The 1227-nt window shown below is 50.6% G+C and carries 3 tRNA genes; all 3 read left to right on the forward strand.

What is annotated here, in order from left to right:
* The 3 genes from H8B19_RS18825 (at position 1) to H8B19_RS18835 (ending at position 580) form a co-directional block, all read left to right on the forward strand.
* Positions 1-70 (forward strand) — tRNA-Glu (locus H8B19_RS18825).
* Between the two features lie 179 nt (positions 71-249).
* Positions 250-325, forward strand: a tRNA-Glu gene (locus H8B19_RS18830).
* A 179-nt stretch (positions 326-504) separates the two neighbouring features.
* A tRNA-Glu gene (locus tag H8B19_RS18835) sits at positions 505-580 on the forward strand.
* Positions 581-1227 lie beyond the last annotated feature (647 nt).

A 1227-nucleotide genomic window follows, 5' to 3' on the forward strand; every position in this document is an offset into this window, starting at 1 on the left:
TTCGTCTAGAGGCCTAGGACACCGCCCTTTCACGGCGGTAACAGGGGTTCGAATCCCCTAGGGGACGCCAATTGGAAGGCCCGCTCAGTGAGCGGGCTTTTTAAACCAACCAAAGCCGTAATGTTCAGTCCAGGCGACATTACGCCAGATGAAAATCTGAAGAAGCTAAGGAAGAAGTCGCTCAGCTCGCTGGCTCACTTCGCCCTTGCAAAAAATCTTAAAAGCGCAGCTTTTAAAAACCGATTTTTTGTCCCCTTCGTCTAGAGGCCTAGGACACCGCCCTTTCACGGCGGTAACAGGGGTTCGAATCCCCTAGGGGACGCCAATTGGAAAGCCCACTCAGTGAGCGGGCTTTTTAAACTAACCAAAGCCGTAATGTTCAGTCCAGGCGACATTACGCCAGATGAAAATCTGCAGAAGCTAAGGAAGAAGTCGCTCAGCTCGCTGGCTCACTTCGCCCTTGCAAAAAATCTTAAAAGCGCAGCTTTTAAAAACCGATTTTCTGTCCCCTTCGTCTAGAGGCCTAGGACACCGCCCTTTCACGGCGGTAACAGGGGTTCGAATCCCCTAGGGGACGCCAAATAAAAAAGCCCGGTCATTTGACCGGGCTTTTTTATTTGCCGATCTTTATGATTGAGTAACCCCTGCGGGTTCGACAAACTGGCAGGACAGCCAGTTTGCACGGCTTTGCTGGGCAAAGCTGCCTGTAAGGCGAACAACATGGATGTTGTGAGTGAATCCCCCAGGGGCTTCGTGATTGAAAAACTATCGTTTTTCGTCTTAGTTTGAACGCACTTTAGTGCGGCCCGAAGAGCGAGGACAAGGAAAGTCCGAGTAGCCCCCTGCGGGTTCGACAAACTGGCAGGACAGCAAGTTTGCACAGCTTTGCTGGGCAAAGCTGCCCGCAGGGCGAACAACATGGATGTTGTGAGTGAATCCTCTAGGGGCTTCGTGATTGAAAAACTGTCGTTTATCGTCTTAGTTTGAACGCACTTTAGTGCGGCCCGAAGGGCGAGGGCAGGAGAGCCCGAGTAATCCCCCTTACTTTCCAAAATAGAAAAACTATCGTTTTTCATTTTCTTAAAAACAATTTTCCAGAAAACACATCACTATTGCTGCGCAACCCACCACTTGTCATAAAGGTTAATCTTGGGCGTCGCATTGGCGACATCAACCAAGGGAATTGTGCTGCCGCAATTCCCTTGGAACCCAACGGCACCCCGCACA

This window comes from Neptunicella marina (assembly GCF_014270035.1).
Lineage (GTDB): Bacteria > Pseudomonadota > Gammaproteobacteria > Enterobacterales > Alteromonadaceae > Neptunicella > Neptunicella marina.